At 53.0% G+C, this 18341-nt stretch carries 16 protein-coding genes; 6 read left to right on the top strand and 10 right to left on the bottom strand.

What is annotated here, in order from left to right; translation table 11 throughout:
- The first annotated feature begins 279 nt into the window (after positions 1-279).
- The 4 genes from thiI (at position 280) to PRZ02_RS01595 (ending at position 4635) form a co-directional block, all read left to right on the top strand.
- On the top strand, positions 280-1419 hold the full coding sequence (gene thiI / locus PRZ02_RS01610; protein WP_449464105.1) for a tRNA uracil 4-sulfurtransferase ThiI: 1140 nt from the start codon (positions 280-282) through the stop codon (positions 1417-1419).
- Positions 1420-1475: 56 nt separating this feature from the next.
- The gene (locus PRZ02_RS01605) at positions 1476-2345 is read left to right on the top strand and encodes a hypothetical protein (RefSeq protein WP_449464104.1); all 870 of its coding nucleotides are present in this window, start codon (positions 1476-1478) and stop codon (positions 2343-2345) included.
- The gene (locus PRZ02_RS01600) at positions 2290-2964 is read left to right on the top strand and encodes a uracil-DNA glycosylase (protein ID WP_449464103.1); all 675 of its coding nucleotides are present in this window, start codon (positions 2290-2292) and stop codon (positions 2962-2964) included. Before PRZ02_RS01605 ends, PRZ02_RS01600 begins: the two co-directional genes overlap by 56 nt.
- 111 nt (positions 2965-3075) lie before the next feature.
- Positions 3076-4635 (top strand): oligosaccharide flippase family protein, encoded by a 1560-nt coding sequence (locus PRZ02_RS01595; protein WP_449464102.1) that lies wholly within the window; start codon positions 3076-3078, stop codon positions 4633-4635.
- On the opposite strand, the gene PRZ02_RS01590 is transcribed toward PRZ02_RS01595, so the two are convergent.
- From PRZ02_RS01590 to PRZ02_RS01570, 5 genes are all read right to left on the bottom strand, one after another.
- Positions 4616-5320, bottom strand: coding sequence for a nucleotidyltransferase family protein (locus tag PRZ02_RS01590; RefSeq protein WP_449464101.1), 705 nt, complete (start codon positions 5318-5320; stop codon positions 4616-4618). The genes PRZ02_RS01595 and PRZ02_RS01590 overlap by 20 nt on opposite strands.
- A gap of 51 nt (positions 5321-5371) precedes the next feature.
- Positions 5372-6922, bottom strand: a complete 1551-nt coding sequence (locus PRZ02_RS01585; protein WP_449464100.1) for a DUF790 family protein — start codon at positions 6920-6922, stop codon at positions 5372-5374.
- The gene (locus tag PRZ02_RS01580) at positions 6885-8258 is read right to left on the bottom strand and encodes a DEAD/DEAH box helicase family protein (RefSeq protein ID WP_449464424.1); all 1374 of its coding nucleotides are present in this window, start codon (positions 8256-8258) and stop codon (positions 6885-6887) included. The genes PRZ02_RS01585 and PRZ02_RS01580 overlap by 38 nt, the downstream gene beginning before the upstream one ends.
- 56 nt (positions 8259-8314) lie before the next feature.
- Positions 8315-9511, bottom strand: coding sequence for an MFS transporter (locus PRZ02_RS01575; protein WP_449464099.1), 1197 nt, complete (start codon positions 9509-9511; stop codon positions 8315-8317).
- Between the two features lie 69 nt (positions 9512-9580).
- Complete coding sequence (locus PRZ02_RS01570; protein ID WP_449464098.1) at positions 9581-10054, bottom strand: Lrp/AsnC family transcriptional regulator; 474 nt, start codon at positions 10052-10054, stop codon at positions 9581-9583.
- A gap of 195 nt (positions 10055-10249) precedes the next feature.
- On the opposite strand from PRZ02_RS01570, the gene PRZ02_RS01565 reads away from it, so the two are divergent.
- Positions 10250-11374, top strand: a complete 1125-nt coding sequence (locus PRZ02_RS01565) for a radical SAM/SPASM domain-containing protein (RefSeq protein WP_449464097.1) — start codon at positions 10250-10252, stop codon at positions 11372-11374.
- On the opposite strand, the gene PRZ02_RS01560 is transcribed toward PRZ02_RS01565, so the two are convergent.
- Positions 11325-13169: a hypothetical protein gene (locus PRZ02_RS01560; protein WP_449464096.1), complete on the bottom strand. Its 1845-nt coding sequence runs from the start codon at positions 13167-13169 to the stop codon at positions 11325-11327. The genes PRZ02_RS01565 and PRZ02_RS01560 overlap by 50 nt on opposite strands.
- Before the next feature lie 71 nt (positions 13170-13240).
- On the opposite strand from PRZ02_RS01560, the gene PRZ02_RS01555 reads away from it, so the two are divergent.
- On the top strand, positions 13241-13726 hold the full coding sequence (locus PRZ02_RS01555) for an adenosine-specific kinase (protein WP_449464095.1): 486 nt from the start codon (positions 13241-13243) through the stop codon (positions 13724-13726).
- Positions 13727-13744: 18 nt separating this feature from the next.
- Here the strand turns inward: PRZ02_RS01555 and PRZ02_RS01550 are convergent, their stop codons facing one another.
- From PRZ02_RS01550 to PRZ02_RS01535, 4 genes are all read right to left on the bottom strand, one after another.
- Entirely contained in the window at positions 13745-15082 is a 1338-nt protein-coding gene (locus tag PRZ02_RS01550; RefSeq protein WP_449464094.1) for an MFS transporter, read from the bottom strand.
- A gap of 122 nt (positions 15083-15204) precedes the next feature.
- Positions 15205-16164 (bottom strand): sugar phosphate isomerase/epimerase family protein, encoded by a 960-nt coding sequence (locus PRZ02_RS01545; protein ID WP_449464093.1) that lies wholly within the window; start codon positions 16162-16164, stop codon positions 15205-15207.
- A 28-nt stretch (positions 16165-16192) separates the two neighbouring features.
- Positions 16193-17482: a serine--tRNA ligase gene (gene serS / locus PRZ02_RS01540; RefSeq protein WP_449464092.1), complete on the bottom strand. Its 1290-nt coding sequence runs from the start codon at positions 17480-17482 to the stop codon at positions 16193-16195.
- Between the two features lie 531 nt (positions 17483-18013).
- A complete protein-coding gene (locus PRZ02_RS01535) occupies positions 18014-18331 on the bottom strand; it encodes a hypothetical protein (RefSeq protein WP_449464091.1) in 318 nt (105 codons plus the stop codon).
- Between the last annotated feature and the right edge of the window lie 10 nt (positions 18332-18341).

Raw genomic sequence — 18341 nt, 5'->3', positions numbered from 1 at the left:
CGCTGGAGATCCCTGTCCGTTAGGGCAAGAAAAAGAAAAGGGCATAAGTTGGCACAAAGATGTTTTGGGATGTTTCTCAAAGGCGCCCCGGTAGCACAAGCGCGTGATCGCGACCTCAACGCCACGAGTAGCCCATGCCTTAACGAGGGATGCTGTCAGAGGCATAGGAGGCACGCAAGCAAAAAAGATGAAGGCGCGCAGCGCTACCCGAAGTCCCGCCCGCAAGGACGAGGTAGTTTACCGCTCGCAAAAGCTAAAGACGACAACGAGTAGAATCCCATGGCGGAACAAGTTTACGTGGTCCATTACGCTGAGCTTGCGCTCAAGGGGAAAAACAGGGGCTACTTCGAGTCGCTTTTGGCAAATAATATAAGGCAGAAGCTTGGGCAGGACTACAAGGTTGAAAGGCTACAGGGGCGCATAATAATAAGGCCACCACGGGGAAGTGAGGAGGAGACCAAAGAGCGGCTTCGCGAAGTCATAGGTATAAAGAACTACGCGCCAGCGTATCTCGTGGATAACGATGTGCTATTCAAGGAAGTGCCAGAGATCGTGAACTTAGGTAGCGTGCCTTCGTTCAGGGTTACGGCAAGAAGGACGGACAAGCGCTTCCCCATGAACTCCATGGAAATCCAAGCAAAGCTTGGAAAGGTCCTAATTGAAAGATATCCCAAGGTCAAGGTTCAGCTATCAAATCCCTCCCTAACCGTTAACGTCGAGGTACTTGAGGACAGGTCCTTAGTTTACTGGCTGAAATACGAGGGAATTGGCGGGCTTCCTGTGGGCTCTTCTGGCAAGGTCCTTTCACTGTTCTCTGGCGGTATTGATTCGCCGGTGGCATCGTTCCTTGCCATGAAGAGGGGATGCCGTACTGACCTAATACACTTTCACGCCTTTCCAAACGCATCTCAGGTAAAAGGGACTAAGATAGAGGAGCTCGCGAGACGGCTAAGTAGGTTCGAGCCCTCCATCAAAGTTCTGCTGGCGCCTTACCACTACTTTTACGTCTACTTCTTGAACTACCCAGAAAAGTATCACCTCGTGCTGTTCAGGCGCTTCATGATGAGGGTGGCTTCAAGAGTTTTGGAGAGTGAAGGTTACGATGCGCTGGTCACGGGAGACAGCTTAAGCCAAGTGGCGTCACAGGTCATGAACAACTTGAAGCTTATCGATAACGCCACGGACTCCCTGGTGTTGAGACCACTCATAACTTACGATAAGGAAGAGATAATAGAAAAGGCCAAGGAAATCGGGACCTACGAACTAAGCATAAAACCGTATCGGGACTGCTGCTCTATGGTCTCCCTGCACCCCTCCTTGAATCCATCTAAAGAAGAGGTTTTAGCTCTTGAACAAAAGGTCAACTACGAAGAGATCATCGACAGGACTTTGGGTGAGATCGAAGAGGTGAAGCTTTGAGGAAAAGTGGGACGAAAGCCGGGACAGCCATAAAAAGCGTCGCCCGATGGGTAATCATGAAGGTTCTGGTCACCGGCGCATCCCATCCCTTGGCCCAAAGCCTGATAGACTCCCTCCGCACGCAAGGACATGAGCTGTTTCTCGTGGGCCCGAGGTCTGGGCTCCGTGCTGGTCAAGGCATCATCGTGCAGGAGGACATACTGAACCTTCATCACGTTGATTCAAAGATAGACCAGATATACCACCTTGACTTGGACTGCGACGAGTTGCATCCGGTAGAGGCCATGCTGAAAAACTCGCTGGGGACGCTTAACGTTCTCAGACTAGCATACGTGAAGCGCGCTCGGTCCGTGATAGGCATAGACTACGCGATGATCTGCGGGAAAGGGGAAATGGCCTCCGCAGCCGCGAGCTCGATCGCCTTCATAGAAGCTCTATCCGCTTCCTATGCTCGGGAGAAGGGCGTCGACGTCAGGGTGGCAAGGTTTTACTGCGTTTATGGGTCAAGCTACGGCTGGCTTTACGAGGCGCTTAAGTCGATGCTAGCAGGCGAAGACCTATCCGTTGAAGGGGACGAGGTATTTCCCGTACACGTAGGGGATGCGGTAAGTGGGTTAATGAAGTTGATGCAATACGAGGGAAGCGAAATGCCGGGGCGCGCCGTGGACTTCATGGGTCAAAAGATTGGCAGGGAGGAACTGTTGAAGACGGCAAGGAAGATGCTTGGCTCAAGTTCGAAGATATCACAGGAAAAGGCAAAGCCCTCAAGTCACAGGCCTGATCCGCGCTTTGCTTACGAAAACCTACAATGGCTGCCTACTATCGAGCTTCAGCAAGGCATCTCCAGGCTAGTTGAACGGGTGAAAAAAAGTGGCGAAAGTAGACAGCGAGTGGAAAAAGCTCAACGACCAAATAATAAGCTGTAGACTATGCCCAAGGCTTGTCGCTTACAGAGAAGAGGTTGCCAAAACCAAGAAGAGGGAGTTTGCAAGTTGGACGTACTGGGGAAAGCCCTTGCCCGGCTTTGGGGATAAGAACGCAAGCCTTATGATAGTGGGGCTCGCGCCAGCTGCCCATGGAGGAAATAGGACTGGAAGGATGTTCACCGGCGACAGCTCAGGCGCATGGCTTATGAGAGCGCTTTACAAGGCAGGGCTTGCAAACAAGCCCACAAGCGAGCGCGCTGACGATGGGCTTGAGCTCAAGGGTGTTTACGTGACCGCCGTGGTAAGGTGCGCTCCTCCCGCCAACAAGCCAACGCCTCAAGAAATAGCCAACTGCAGGCCATACCTGATAGAGGAGATAAGGCTTGTAAAGCCAAGGGCTTTTTTGGCTCTGGGATCCATAGCCCTTAACGGCCTGGCAGATGCCGTGGGAATGAAGAGACAAAAGTTCGCGCATGGCAAGATATTCGAATCACCTCAGGGAAAGATCGTCTGCTCCTATCACCCAAGCAGGCAGAACACAAACACTGGCAGGCTGACTGAGGATATGCTCGATGCCGCAGTGAACACGGCAAAGAAGCTCGCTGGTCTCGACGCGTAAGGAGCTTAAATCATTTGCGCGCTTGTACCAACGTGCGAAGGCGCATCCCTTAGCGATTACGTCCTCAGAAAAATTAAAAACGTTTATTACAACCTAACCTTAAAACGTAAGTTGAGCTCGGGCGACATATACGGTGACGCTGCAGCTAGGCATGTCGCCCACAGTTCCGCTTTCCTTTACGGCCAGAGCATCATAACGGCGCTTTCCGGCTTCGTTTTCTGGTACTACGCCACCAAGGTCACGTCACCGTCCTTTGTTGGCGAGGTGTCATCGCTTTACCTGCTTTCGAGCTTGGCATCCACTTTGCTCACCTTTTCGGTACCTTCGGTTGTCCAGCGCTACATACCTATGTATGAAGCCAGGGGAGAAAAAGAGGCCTCGGTGTTCGTGGCTAGGTTGCTAGTGGCGGCTGGTCTTGCCATATCCATGGCGGTCTTTGCATTCATATACTTCCTAGCGGGGCCGCTGTCTTACTACTTCTTAAAGAGCGAGAATCAGGCCTTTCTTCTTCGCTACTTCTCGTTTTCGGTGTTTTTTGGCTTGCTGTCTGCCTTCTTCTCGGGCCTGCTCGTTGCCCATCAGAAGTTCAGGCTATACTCCATGATAAATTCGGTTTACTTCACCTGCTATTACATGCTTGCCCTAATCACGCTTTGGAAGATGAGATCTCTCACCGGCGTCATAATCGCCTGGACGGCCACAAACCTCGCGTTCTTGATGGCTTTCGCTGCCCTTTCGGTACCGTACCTCAAGGGAAGGGCGAGAAGGATCGAGGTAAAGCCCATGATAAGATACGGGATTCCGCTTTATGCCTCTAACATAGTGTCGTACGGCTCAAGCCTAATAGATAGGTACGTGGTCCTTTTCCTCAGCACCCTAAGCTCCTTAGGCATTTACAACATAGCCATATCCTCCTCTGGGGTGATAACATCGCTTCTCTCAGCCGCGCTCAGCGTTACCTATCCCTACCTTTCCGGGTTGTTTGGCCGGAACGACGCCAAGCGCATGAAGCTCGTGGTAAGGCTGACGGTCAAGTACATGACCGTGGCGTTCGTTCCCCTTGCAATCGGGGCCAGCGTGATCGCTTATCCGGTCCTTTCGCTTTTCGGGACAGGTGAGTACACGGCGGGCACGGTACCGCTGGCCACCGTGCTGATCCTATCGGCGATATCGCTCCCCGGCGGCATATACGCGAACGCGCTTTTGGCGCAAGGAAAATCTCACAAGATCCTCGTGGGATCCGCCGCATCCCTTGCTGCGAACGTCGCCATATCTGCTGCCCTCATAGGACCTCTCGGCATAGAGGGGGCCGCGCTTGGGCTTTCGTCGTCATCAGTGGCATACTTTGGGGTAATGGCGTATTACGCCGCGAGGGCAGGCGTATTTGGATTTGACGCCACGGCCGCTTGGAAGTCATGGCTTTCATCGCTGGGCATGGGGGCGATCGTAATGGGATGCGAGATCGCACTTAGATCAGTCATCTTCATACCCGTTTACGTCCTTCTCGGGGCCGCCGTCTGGCTGCTGATGATGAGAGAACTAAGGCCGCTTGACGAGAGCGATGCAAAGCTCATAGAGCAAATAGTCCCTGCCGGAACCCGGGGAATCCTTGAGCATTTGCTATCTTTTTTAAGGGTACGCGAAGAAGAGCTCAGCTCTCAGCCCGCTTGAGCTCGCCATTGACCTCTTCTATGTCCTTTAAGGAGTCCACACTTCTCCAGTATCCGTTTATCTTGATGCCAGCCAGCTTATGCTCCCAAGCTAGCTTCGGAAACAGGCACTTTTCGATGTCCCCAGAGTCCGGGAGCATGTTGACGACGTCGCTTGCCATAACGTATATACCCGCATTTATCCATACATCCTGAAGCTCGGGCTTCTCCTCAAACGAATGTATGATCAAATTTCCGTCCACAAGAGCCACGCCGTAAGGGCTCCTTTCTTTGCGCAGCGCCATAACCGCCTTTACTCCCTGAGCTTTTTTCTCATAAAACACCTTGATCATATATGAGAGATCAGCGTCAGTTATCACGTCACCGTTTACAACAACGAAATCCCCCTTTATGAGGCCTCTCCGCGCCGCGTTTTTTATTCCCCCACCAGTTCCCAGAGGAGTATCCTCAACGGACAATGCGACGCGCATGGGTATCTCATCACCGTGGACCCTAAGGAAGTCGCTAACCGCCTCGTGCTTGTAACCCACGGCAAGCACGACCTCATCAATGCCGTGCTTGGCGAACCAGCCAAATATGTGCATTAATATGGGCTTTCCACCGACGTCTACCAGGCACTTAGGTACGTTCTCGGTTAGGGGTCTGAGCCTTAGCCCCTTTCCCCCTGCCAAAACTAGCGCCTGCATGAACTAAACGAGCCGCGTTATTTATACCTATGCGAAGTCCTTCTCAATGCGTCATGTTCTCCTCAGTACCCTCGCGTCACCGGGATCCAGCGACCGCCACACGACCTTGTAGCCCAGCGCCCTCAAAAACGCGTCGCAACTCTTGATCCCCTTCTTGTCGAGAAATGCCTCAACCTCAAGGTAAGGCCTACCATCGAGGTCACCGAGCTCGCCTTCAAGCTGCTTTATGAATTCCTCCCTCACGATCTCCTCGCCCAAAACCCTGTAACCGGCTATCCCATCTTTCGTTATGACTTCCATCAGTACCTCAGCGGGAAGCCCGTTCCTTTCTGCAAGCTCGTCGAGCTTTACCACGTCGCCCCAAGGCCTGACCCTAAGGCTAGCCTCCTTAACCGTGGCCTGTAGAAGCCCCCTTTCCCTTGCCTTCAGGTAACGCACCACCTCGTCTACAGGAACCCTATTTTTGAACTTTATCACGTGATCACCGCTGAGAACAACGGGTCCAAGTTCCTCATCGACCGCGATTATCATGTCCAAGTCGCGCGCCTCGCGGAGCTTTTCCTGCTTTGCCTTCAGGTAAGAGGGTGTCCAGAAGCCCACTATTTCAAGATAGACCGTATGGCCATACTTGCTCAGGCCAAAATCGGGTATGAAGACGTGCGACCCGACCTTTACGGGCGCGGGCTCCCTGACGATCTCCCATCCCGTGTTAACCGATACAAAGTCTTCATAGAACCTTCTCTCGGCCTCGCTGTCAAACGGGTTTTCGCTCCAAGCCTCCGAGTACAAAAGGCTCCCGTGCCTTTCGGAGCTGAGCTCCAGCTTGTACATCCGCTGCTTGTTCGGGGAAACGACGTCGGCACTCACGTTCCACGAGTTGCAACGCGCTATTTGCTCGAACAATTTAGCCATGGAAGATCCGTACCTATCGGTAAGCTTAGTGAGGGAAAGGGGTCCCATAACCTCGACGCTCATGATTTGCCCCCGAGACTCCGCGAAATACATCAGCCCTAACCACTTTATCGCCCTGAATATCTCCTTCCAGTGATCCGAAACCGAGAAGGTCATGGAGGCAGACCTGAGCAAAAGAGTTTGAGCCAGAGAGAGGTTGTACTGCTTCACGAGCGATGCCGCATCTATTTGCTGAAAGTCAATAAGCACCACGTTCTCCTCCAAGTCCGACCAAAGGCTTTCCTCGAGTTCCTGCACCGTTACGCCAAGGCGCTGGGCGGCCTCTGCCATCACCGTTTCCCTCTCGAGGTACCTTCCTGAAGCCATGGCGAAGACCATGGCCCTGGTCTTGACGGGATCGAGCGTCGCGGTGCTTGAAAACCGGCACCTGCGGTCGAGCAGAGCGGACAGGCCCCTTATGAGCTTATAGTCCCGGCCGGCCTCAAGTTCTCTGAGCGCCTCATCAAGCATCCCCTTCCTCATGCCGACCATTGAAGAGTAGGTATCTATTATGGCTTGAGCAACCTCGACGTCATGCCCCTCAAGCTTCATGAACTTTGGATATATCTTACCTCCAAGGACGCTAGCTCTTACCAAGGAACTCTGGAACAGCTCAAATCCCCTCCTCCTGGCTCCAATCGCGTGTACCATCAGCCCTCTTGCGTCTGGCGCTTACCCTGACCTCGCTCGTCCCGCCCGAGACTATTTCTATGAGTCTGGCCACCTTGCCCTCCCTCTTGCGCAAAAGCCTTCCCAACCTCTGTACGAACTCCCTCCTGCTACCGCTACCGCTCAATATGACTCCAAGCGATGCTTCGGGCACGTCGACTCCCTCATCAAGGACCTTCGAAGCGACTATGGCCTTGTAAGTGCCCTCCTTAAAGCCCTTGAGTACGGCATCCCTTTCCTCGTCGCCGGTCTTGTATGTAATGAAAGGGATAAGAAATCTCCTTGAGATTTCGTAAACCAGGTCGTTGTACTGAGTGAATATTATGACCTTGTCTTCGGGATTATCGCGAAGTATCTGCTCTAAGGCCTTTAGCTTAGCCTCGCTGTTGAAAGCGATCTGCATGGCCCTGTTCCTGGCGAGAAGGGCTTCCCTAGCCTCCTTGTCTGAGTTGCTAAGCATTATGAGCCTAAGGAAAGCGTTAGGGCCCCATGAATATATCCTTTTCTTTTTGAGATAGCTTCTGAATATGGCCTCATTTCTCTCGTAGTTTTCCCTCTCCTCTGGGGTAAGGTTCACGGTCACCCTTGTGATCTCGTAATCCGAGAGGTATTTTCCAGCTAAGCTATCTGGAGAGAGCCTGTAAACTATCCCACCTATTAGGGTTGGCAACAGCTTCTCCAGACCATCCTCCCTTTCCGGCGTTGCCGTGAGACCCAACCTGTAAGGGGACGCGAACATCTCTGCTATCTGCCTGTAACCCTCCGATGGCAGGTGGTGGCACTCGTCAAAAATCAAAAGGAAGAACTTGTTACCCAGTTCGCTGGCCCTTAGGTAGGCTGAGTCGTAAGTTATCACGGTTACTGCCCTTAAGTCGTCGTATTCTCCTCCTATGGCTCCGACCTGAAGTCCCAGCTCTTGTTCCAGCACCCCCTTCCACTGTAGCATGAGGTCAAGGGTAGGAACTACGACAAGTGCCGAGAGCCCTATTGTCTCAATGGCCTTAACGGCAACGAGAGTCTTTCCAGCTCCAGTAGGCAACACCACAACGCCCCTCTTACCGGCATCAATCCACCTCCTAAGTGCCTGCTCCTGATAGGACCTCAGCTTCGTGCGAGCGGTAACCAGAGGAAGCGGTATTGGGTCCATCACGTGATCTTCGACTTCTGCCTCGCTCCTACGAAGATACTCCAGCGTATCCCTGTAGTACATGGCCTGAGCCCTTTGCCGCTCCCCTCTGGGATCGGAGCTTGCGTAGGGCACCGGAAATCCCCCTGCTATGACTATGGTGCCCTTATCGTAGTAAATCGAAGCCCTTATCACGATATTTCGTTACACAAGCGGTTATAACCTTACCTGATCCCCGCTAGCGCTGCCTATACTGCCCTCTTCGCCCCTGGCAACTTCGAGAAGAACCTTTCGTACAGGTAAACGTTTGTGTAGTTGAATGCGGTGGCCAGGGCAAATGGGACGTAAAGCGGCATGATGCTTATGAGAACACCAGCCACAAGCGTGGAAACCGCCTGAGGGAATTGTCTAGCAGCCTGGTTTAGCCCGCTAGCTGTTGACCTGCTACCCTCTCCTATCAGGCTCATCTGCAGAGAAGATTGCGCGGGAATCGAGACCATCCTAATGGGCGTTGAAATTAGATAGAAAGCTGAGGCCAAGACCGAGGACGGTGAGAACGGTATCATAAAAGTAAGCGCAGAAGCTAGTCCCCTCGTGACGACTATGAGGTTGACAAGGCCCATGCGCCTCGCCAAGTATGGAGTAAACGAAAAAGCGATACCACTGATTATCCCTCCGGCGCTCATGAGGAACCCTATCTGAGAATTGGTCATTCCAAAGAACTGGTTAAATATTATGGGAAGGAAAGGACTTATGAGCCCCATGCCCGCACCGTTAAGCAACCCCGTGTACGCAAATATCTTTATGAACTTCTTGTCGCTTTCGCTAAGCTGCGCCGTCCTGGCTTGACCTTGAATGGGCCTGCTGAACCGCTCTTTCAGCGGAAGCACCACGAGAACGGAAAGCAGGCTGAGCACAAGACCAAACTCGAACAACTGCCTATAGTTCATAAAAGAGATTATGGCCGCCCCTGCGGCCCCAGCAAAAGTGTTGATCTGGCTGTTCAAAGAGTAAACCTTTGTCCTGTTCTTTTCATCGGTATTCTCGGCGAGCAACGCCGTCAGCACCGGGGCCACAGATGCGCCCACGCCACCCCCCACGAGCCCCCCGGCCATTCCAAAGCCACCTATGGCCATGGATAGCCCAAGAAGGTATAGGTTCTTGGAAGTCAGCAATATAGCGATGCCCAGCGGAAGTGCAAGCATATCGAGGATGAGCACTATCTTCCTCCCGTAAACGTCTCCTAGCCTGCCCACGGCCAGCGACATGGCCGGAGTTGATATGGCACCAACCGCGAACAATGCGCCTATGACAACGGGACTCATGCCCATCACGTGAAGTAGATAAAGGCCTATGATGACACCCATAAAGCCAGCTGCAAAGCTCCTGAGAGCTCTTGAAACGAACAATAGGACGACGTTTCTCTTAGACACATCATCATCCATAAGGTAACGCCTCCGTCACGGATTTCAAAAGCTATCGCTAAATCGATATCGAATAGCAGTATATAAGCGTTATCGCCTTATGGAAAAACCAGCCTTCTTGTAAACCCTTAGAAGCATCAGGGGATTAACGTCCTCAACGCCATCAATTTTGGATATCCTCTCGTTTATGAACTCCCTGAGCTCCTCGAGAGATGGTGCCCACACGGTGGCGACTAGATCTGGCTCGCCGCTGACCTCGTAAACGTCTTCTATCTCCGGTATTGAGGCTATCTGCTTCGCTATGTTCTCAACACCTTTTTCTGAGTTCACGTTGAGCATCAGTATGGCCGCTGCCCCAAAACCAAGCTTCTCCTTCTCAAGGACCGCTGTGTAACCCAGTATTATGCCCCTTTCCTCAAGGCTTTTTACCCTATCATGAAGCGCGGACAGGCTTATGTTAACCTCATCCGCTATTCTGGACAAATTTATCCTATCTTTCCCCTTGAGCGCTTCCGCTATTTCCCTGTCCAGCTCAAACGATTTTTCCTTCGAGACCCTGGGCAAATGTCTCAATATTTTGATGCCTTAGTTATTAAGCGTTTTGACCATTATTAGCTCCCATGTAAAAAACGATGCATTAACGAATTCCAGCGCAACGTCTTTTTTCTCACCACGCTGAATCTGCTTCCGAGCGCTACCGAGGCCGCCGAAATCTTAAGGTCAACTCGACGAGCTTTTACGCCACGACAGGAAATCCACGTGGAATCGTACCTAAGAACGTTTCTCACGGAATGCCCGGCCTCGCCCATGACCCACATTTTGCCGATTCAGGGTGGCCCCGAGCTTCAGCACCTCACCCTGAGCCAGCCCCTCGATGCCTCGCTTTACCTGACAAGAGCATGCAATTTGGACTGCAAGACGTGCTACGTGAACGCGGGAAAGCGTGCGCCCGACGAACTCCAGACAGACCAGTGGATGCAAGTGTTGGATAATCTGAAGGGGCTGGGAGTAAAGGTCGTTTACCTATTGGGCGGCGAGCCGTTGCTCGTAAGGGGAATAACGAGGATAATTAGGAGAGCAAAAGATGATGGTTTCTACGTGGCCCTAAGCACAAACGGCCTGCTGTTAAACGAAAACAACGCCAGGGAACTGAAAAACTCGGGTTTAGACGCCATGCAGATAAGCCTTGACTCTCCCCAGGCCCAGGAAAATAACGAGCTAAGAGGACGTTTTGATCTGGTGCTTGCAGGAGCGAGAATTGCAGCGTCAACCGGCATAAGCATCTCCATCTCGACCACGGTAACGGACTTGAACAAAAGCGCTGCTGAAATGATTTATCTAGCAAATGACCTCGGGGCCAAGGAAGTAAATTTCATCGCAGTTCAGCCGTTCGGTCGCGCAAGAAAACAGGGGTTATCGCTCTCGAAAGAGAAAGGAGGGGAGAAGTTTCTCTCAGCCTTAAGGTCCGTTGCCGAGCAAGCGCCTCACGTCACCTTAAACGGCTTCAGGTTCTACCTCAACAGAGACGAATTTGAGAGAGCAGCCGCAGAGGCCAGTTCAATAAAGGGGTATTTCACGTGCCCTGCGGGTAGAACGCACATCGCTATCAACTGGAAGGGGGACGTTTATGGGTGCGACCTCTTGATGAATGACGCGTTCAAGGAGGGGAACGCGTTAAGAGATTCCCTAGCAGAAATCTGGAGAAATGGGTTCTCTCTTTACAGGAACTGGCTTCCAGAGCGCTGCGCCAAGTGCCCCTACGTTAACTCATGCCAAGGAGGATGTCCTGCCAGATCGTTGCTAACTGAGGACGGGGTCGATCCATGGTGTCCGATCAACCGCGCATCACATCCAGATAGGCGAGGTAAGGATCAACCCAGTTAGACCAAAACTGCGCGGGGTTCTTTACGGGCACCAACTCATCGCCATCCAAGCTGTAGAGCTCTGGAACGTAGAGCAAGGCACCGTCCGATGCCGTCGCATCAAGGTTCGAGATAAGGATATCCTTAATCACATCACTCTTTCCAAGCTCTGAAAGGACTTCAAGCAGGTAAGGCGTTTCCCTGGGCCAAACGACGGCACCGTGGTACTCCGCGTCCCCAAGGTAAGGACCCGGAAAGGGCCTGACAAGCACCCCGAAGGGCAGCCATTGCCCCGCGTATCCCTCGATGCTAACTATCCTCTTTTTCACCATGAGCTTGTTTACGACACCATCAAGGAGGGCGTCCTCCTTGAAGGCCCCCAACCTTGAGAGAAGGGCATGTGCCATTATGGCAGTCGACGATGGAGTGTAGTCCGCTCTTCCTTCGAGGGCGTCGTAAATCATGGGCAAGTATCCCTTGCTGAGCTTTGCCATCGACTTGACGATGGTGGAAGAGGCTTCCCTCAGCTTTCCTCCGTCATTTCCCAGCTTTTCGGCGACCTGCGCGACTCCGCTAAACGCCACCGCGTACAGCGCGTTCACTTCCGGCAAAACGTAATCCCTGTCTTCCCATCCTTCCGGTAGCCTCGTTGCCCTAAGGCGTCCGTTAACCCAGACCCTCGAGTCCCACCACGAGGAGGCCGCATTGCTTTCGATCATACCTGTCGTGGATAGCTTTGAGAGAGCGGGGAGGCACGCAAGGGCGTAATCGGCGACGCTGGACAAAGCGGACGCGTAGGCCTCCTTCCAATCGAGCGAAAGCAAGGAGGAAACGTACATCAGGAAAAGCGGAAGGGCATCGGAGGCTGAGGATCCCTCAAGGGGACAAAGCCTGTCTGGGATCCCTCCGTCGTAGCCTATGGCCCCAAAGCCGGTCTCAGCTGCCAGCCAAAGGACCTCCCTAAGCCTTGGGATCCTGTGAAAGGCCCTCAAGTTAAATAACAATCCCTGGTAGAGATCTCTCGACCAAACCTGCCTAAACCACCATGCCCCTGCATCCGGAAGGGATGCGCTCCCACATCCCACGCCGAAGAGAGCTGCTGACTCAGCCCTTCCAATTAACAACCTACCCCATGGGGTAACCCGGAACTCGGGAAAAGCTTCAACCAAGTCAAGGTCCCACTGCGATATCTTGGGCCGGACGAAAGAGAAGAGTGGGTGCACGACCAGCTCAGCGTTGTCCTGAAAGCTCAGCCCGAATAGCACGTGCGCGCGTTTGCTCTCCTTAACGGGCGACGGTGGTTTACCTGTCCTAAAGCCTGAACCCCTGTCGTAAACGACACTTAACTCTTGATCAAGAGGCTCGAATTTGCCATTATGCTTTACGAGAAATTTCGCGGGGCCGGCCTCCACCAGAACACCTTCATCAGTCCGCCTCGTGGTGGGCTTTACCTCATCGCCGTAAACGTCCCTGAGCTCAATTATAGGCACTATTTTCTCTACGGCGCCCTCCACCTTTAAGTCTGGGCTGGCCGTGGTCATCTCCAGGCGAAGGTAACCACCATCGAAGCTCAAGCTCGCCGACAGGTGATCGAATTCCGCGGAGCGCAGACTTCCACCTGGGGAAAAGGCAAGACCCGCCAAAAGCTTCCAGCTCCTGCCGTTATACATGGACGTGTAGCCCTCGTAGCTGTAGTGAAGCTTAGGTCTCCAAAGCCCCTGTTGGAATTCTTCGAAGGCAGTCCAAAAAGAGAACTCGGAATACGGATTTCTTATGATGAGAAGCCTCTCGCCCTCAACGCTGTAAGTGACAGGCATTTTCTATAATTGCGCGGTGCAATTAACCCTTTTCTTCCGCAATCTTTTTCTTACATCGCTCTTTCCTTATTATGGAAATCAGGGAACACGACATAATCCCGGGAGAGGGATGCAACGTGATATTCGGGCAAGCCCACTTTATAAAAACCGTGGAAGACCTAGCGGAAGCGCTTGTGGGCTCCGTGCCAGGGATCAAGTTTGGGCTTGCCTTTGCTGAGAGCTCCGGAAAAAGGCTCGTGAGGTACGATGGAAACGATGAAGAACTAATTAGGGAAGCGGTAAACCACGTGAAGGAGATGGGCGCAGGCCACACATTTCTCGTGATCATAAAGAACGCCTACCCCATAAACGTGCTGCAGGCCATAAAGCGCGTGCCCGAGGTCGTTAACGTGTACTGCGCCACGGCCAATCCCGTTAAGGTCTTTCTCGGGGTAGCGGGCGAGTCGGTTGCGGTGCTTGGTGTCGCCGATGGTCTCAGGCCCCTAGGAGTTGAAGAAGATCAAGATAGAAAGGAAAGAAAGAACCTTCTAAGGGAGCTGGGTTACAAGAGGGCTTAGCAGAGGTGCTGCCAAAACTCAGACCAACTTTTTCCCCTTTACCTCAGGAGCCCACATGTAGGTTACCGCGAAGCCCAAGAACTCAAAGGCCGCGATAACGAGCAGCACCACGCTCAAGTTGTACGAAAAGAAGCCTATGGCCACGGCAACTGTACCAAGTATACCTCCGAAGCGGCTTAGCGTTGTGGCAAAACCATGTGCTGTTCCCCTCAGCCTAGTCGGAAACACCTCCGAGGGATAAGCATATGTGAGGTTCGTAGGCCCCACGTTGTGAAACACGTGCATCAACGCGAAGGCGCTAAAGGCTATGGCCGTCGCCGACGCGGCAGAGGGCACGTAGTGCGAGAAAATCGAAAAAACAACGAGTGAAAGCCCAGCTCCAAGAAAACCAAGCTCTTGAAGCAACCGGCGACCGGCCTTCTCCACCAGCGACACGCATACCGCGAAACCAACTATGACGGGAATCTCCTCGAGAAGCGTTTCCACTATGGCCATCACGTAGCTACTTGTCGAGGCAAATATGCTAGGAGTGAAGTTCCAAACGCCATAGCTAGCGAAGTCGTAAGAGAACCACGCTATGGACGTAAAGAGCGTTAAAGTCAGGAACCTCTTGCTGAAGAGCTCGCGTAAAGACGACGACCCGGAGTCTACCTCAAGCGCTTCCACTGCTTGTTTGGCATCAACGCCAGCTTCTTTGGCTATCCTTTGGGCCGACCTCTCCGCGTCTTCCTTTCTTCCCTTGAGAAGCAACCACCTGGGACTCTCAGGAAGCGAATTTCTGGCTGCCACCACGATGAGCGGTATGATGGCTGCGCTGGCGTACATAACCCTCCACGAGAGGGGGCCCAGCGCGTAAAAGGGGATCGAAAGGGCCAAAAACACCATGCTTCCTATGGTCCACGTGAATATGTTAAGCACAAGTAACATCCCTCTCTTGTTTTTTGGTGAAAACTCGCTCTGGATGGATGAACTTATGGGATAGTCGGCCCCTATACCTATGCCAGCGCCTATCTGAAAGAGAAAGAACTCCCACCAGCTTGCGGCTAAGGCGGTTAGGATGAGGAAGGCCGCGGTTATGGAGAGATCGTACGTGTATGTGGTCTTGCGGCCGAACCTGTCCGCCAGATTACCAAACGTCACCGCGCCAATCAACATGCCTATTAGCGCAGCCGAAGCCATGAGACCGAGCTCGAGGCTTGTGGGGGAAAAAACTGCCCTTAAACCCCATCTGGGTATCGGAGAAGCCGTTGAAAATATGGTGAGCACGTAGCCGTCCATGAACATTCCCATGGACGAAAGCGCCGTGACCTTCCACTGAAAGCTCGTCATCGGGATCTCATCAAGAGCTTTGGACAATTTGTCCTAAGCTCTAACCTTTCTTATAAAGATTTCGTGATTTAAGGCAAAACCGCACCGCCTGATCACAAACAGCAGCTAGCGCGCGCTAGCTGCTGGCCGAGAAACCTCAAAAGCGGCCGTCACCACCACACCTTTTCAAGGGGCTTCTTTATCATGAGGGGTTTGAGAAAGGCTATGGCCTTTTCACATCCATCTTCTCTCGACATCACCGGGTCCTCGTGCTCATATGAGAGAACGTAATCGTAGCCCACCTCCACCAGGGCCGTTATCACCCTGCGCCATGGCACGTCCCCCCATCCCGGGACCCTGAAGCGTACTCCCCTTCCCCGCCTGTTCCAAGGCCCGGTGGAGAGCACGCCGTCCGTACTGACGGCCTCCTTTACCACCTCCACGTCCTTCGCGTGAACGTGATATATCCTCTCACCAAACTCATGGATGAAATTGACCACGTCAATGCCCTGCCAAACCAAGTGGCTGGGATCAAAGTTGAAGCCGAATTCCTTCTTCTTTATCAAGTCGATGGCCCTCCTAGCCGTGTAGCTGTTATATATGACCTCTTGGGGGTGGACCTCGTGGGCAAACTTGATACCATGAGCGGCGTAGTGATCCATTATCTCCCCCCACCTCTCCGCGAAGAGCTTCAGCTGAGACTCAAAGAGCTCCTCGTTCTTTGGAGGATATATGTACCACTGACCCCAGTTCACCGAACCGACGAAGCCCGTCACCACGGGCACGTCAAGCGCCGCGGCAGCTTCCGCCACCTTCTTTGCCCTTTCGATGCCGAACCTGACCTTCTCTTCCGGGCTTCCCTTAAAGACGTCATCGGTTGATGAGTCAAGCGGCCCCAAAACGAGCTGCGTTTCCGCGTGATCCGACAAGGCCGATATGGTTAGGCCGTAGCTTTCAACCATCCTCTTAAAGGAAGAGGCACCACCGCTCAGTACCTGATCAACGTTCAGGTGCAGACTTCCCATTCCCGCGGGAATCTCCACCGCCTCGTAACCCAACGATGAGACGTACTTGAGCACCTTCTCCAATGGCTCATCCGCATATAGCGCCGTAAATATACCGATCTTCATAAATTGATCTCTGCTTTAACTTAATAACCTATCGTGGCGGCGTTATTTTGTCCTTGCCCATCAGCGGCCTCAGGACCTCAGGTATAAGCACTGAGCCGTCCTCCTGCTGATAGTTCTCAAGTATGGCCACCAGCGTCCTACCTACGGCCGTGGCGGTACTGTTTAAGGTGTGGGCTAGGTGAAGCTTACCGTCCTTTCCCCTGTACTTTATGTTAAGCCTTCTCGCCTGATAGTCGGTACAGTTACTGCACGACACAAGTTCCCTGTACTTTCCCTGGCCTGGAAGCCATCCTTCGAGGTCGTACTTCTTTGCTGCGGAAGGACCAAGCTCCGATGAGCAGACATTGACTACCCGGTAAGGTATGCCGAGCTGCTGGTATATACCCTCAGCAGTGCGGATCAACTTTTCATGCTCGTTCCAAGAATCCTCTGGCTTGCAGTAAACGAACATCTCAACCTTGTCGAACTGGTGAACTCTGAATATCCCCTTTGTGTCCTTACCATGAGCGCCCGCCTCCGTCCTAAAGCATGACGAAAAGCCAGCGTAGTACTTGGGAAGCTGTTCCTCTGGGATCGCGTCTTCAGAGTGAAGGCCAGCCAGCGGAACCTCAGCGGTGCCAGCAAGGTAAAGGTCTTCGCCCTCCACTTTGTAAACGTCCTCCCTTCCCAGCGGGAAGAAGCCAGTGCCGTACATCATTTTTTCCTTGACCAATACCGGAGGGATTATGGGCGTGAACCCGTGCCCTATTAGGTATCTCATCACGAACGTCACGAGCGCGAACTCAAGCATAACCAAGTCTCCCTTGAGATAGGCAAACCTTGCACCGGAAACCTCAGCTGCCTTTTCCGTATCTATGACGTCAAGCTTCAGCCCTATGTCCATGTGGTCCCTGGGCTTGAAGGCTAACTGAACTGGTTGCCCCCATCTCCTTACCTCCACGTTGTCGTCGTCGCTTCTCCCGAAGGGCACGCTTTCATGCGTTATGTTGGGAATCGTAAGAAACAGGGAGTCAAACTCCTTCTTTAAGGCATCTATGGACTTCTCCAGCTCGGCTATCTGATCTGCTATTTGCGCTCCAAACTTGACCTTGTCCTCAACCTCGTGCTGCGGTGCCCCCGCGGCTTTCATGCGGGCTACCTGATCGGCGTTTGTATTTCTCTCGTGCCTCAGTTCTTGAACCTTCATTCCCTCCTGCCTTATCTTCTTGTCTAGTTCCACAAGCCTTTCCACGAGCTGCTTGGCGTCTGCCCTTCCCCGCTTCTCTAAGTCCTTTTCCACCAGATCCGGATTCTCGCGCAATAGCCTTACGTCTATCATGATGTTTTTAAAGCGGGTTGCTTTTAACCGTGCTGGGGTTTAAGGGCAGTTTTTCTCTCTGCTAGGGAGGGAAAGTTCAGCACGGCGATCCGTTGCGAATCTTTTTTAACTATCTCATCCTTGCGGGCGGGACTTCGGGCAGCGCTGCGCGCCTTGGTCTTTTTTGCTTGCGTACCTCCTATGCCTCTGGCAGCATCCCTCGTTAAGGCATGGGCTACTCGTGGCGTTGAGGTCGCGATCGCGCGCTTGTGCTACGGGGGCGCCCTTGGGAAGCATGCCCATCTTTGCGCTGACATGCGCCCCTCCCTCTATATCCTGCCCTAACGGGCGAGGTCTTCAACGGCAAAGATGAATCAAACCGATCTCGTCACCTTACATCCCTCCATAGCACAGGCTAAGTGGCCGGGGCATGCCCTCACCCTACCAGCACTGCGCAGGGTTATCTCGCACGCATAAAGTGCGCGAAAGGAGGAGTTATCTCGAACCGGGAAGCCATGTCAAAGGGGTCGCGCAGCTTATCGCTTCGCAGGCCTACATAAGTCCCTTATCCCTGAGTACTTTGTGAAATGCCTCCACGTCCTTACAGTAGAGGTTAAGGGACTTCAGCTTCTTGGGATCGAGCTCAGATATCTTCGTGCTATCAGGCAGCTCCTCTTTTCCCGAGCGAATGCAAAAAAGCTCGGGCGCGGGGAAATTCAGCTGCGACAACACCTCGGTCTTCACGTCGCCGACCGTTGTGCTCTGTGAATATAATACGTACTTCTTATCCCTACCCCTTCTGCTTCCTTGCCCAAATACCCCGCTCACGTCGACCTCGACGTGGGGGTCAGTCCGTCGCGAGAACATCATCTTGATCAGC

The sequence above is a fragment of the Tardisphaera saccharovorans genome, assembly GCF_046635845.1.
GTDB lineage: Archaea > Thermoproteota > Thermoprotei_A > Marsarchaeales > UBA168 > UBA168.
The sequence above is the reverse complement of the archived record's forward strand: the minus strand, read 5'-3'. Positions and strand labels throughout refer to the sequence as shown.

Excerpts from the sequence above, each read along its gene's own strand:
- thiI (WP_449464105.1), top strand. The coding sequence starts at position 280 with ATGGCGGAACAAGTTTACGTGGTCCATTACGCTGAGCTTGCGCTCAAG.
- PRZ02_RS01605 (WP_449464104.1), top strand. The coding sequence starts at position 1,476 with ATGAAGGTTCTGGTCACCGGCGCATCCCATCCCTTGGCCCAAAGCCTG.
- PRZ02_RS01590 (WP_449464101.1), bottom strand. The coding sequence starts at position 5,320 with ATGCAGGCGCTAGTTTTGGCAGGGGGAAAGGGGCTAAGGCTCAGACCC.
- PRZ02_RS01585 (WP_449464100.1), bottom strand. The coding sequence starts at position 6,922 with ATGGTACACGCGATTGGAGCCAGGAGGAGGGGATTTGAGCTGTTCCAG.
- PRZ02_RS01575 (WP_449464099.1), bottom strand. The coding sequence starts at position 9,511 with ATGGATGATGATGTGTCTAAGAGAAACGTCGTCCTATTGTTCGTTTCA.
- PRZ02_RS01560 (WP_449464096.1), bottom strand. The coding sequence starts at position 13,169 with ATGCCTGTCACTTACAGCGTTGAGGGCGAGAGGCTTCTCATCATAAGA.
- PRZ02_RS01555 (WP_449464095.1), top strand. The coding sequence starts at position 13,241 with ATGGAAATCAGGGAACACGACATAATCCCGGGAGAGGGATGCAACGTG.
- PRZ02_RS01545 (WP_449464093.1), bottom strand. The coding sequence starts at position 16,164 with ATGAAGATCGGTATATTTACGGCGCTATATGCGGATGAGCCATTGGAG.
- serS (WP_449464092.1), bottom strand. The coding sequence starts at position 17,482 with ATGATAGACGTAAGGCTATTGCGCGAGAATCCGGATCTGGTGGAAAAG.
- PRZ02_RS01535 (WP_449464091.1), bottom strand. The coding sequence starts at position 18,331 with ATGATGTTCTCGCGACGGACTGACCCCCACGTCGAGGTCGACGTGAGC.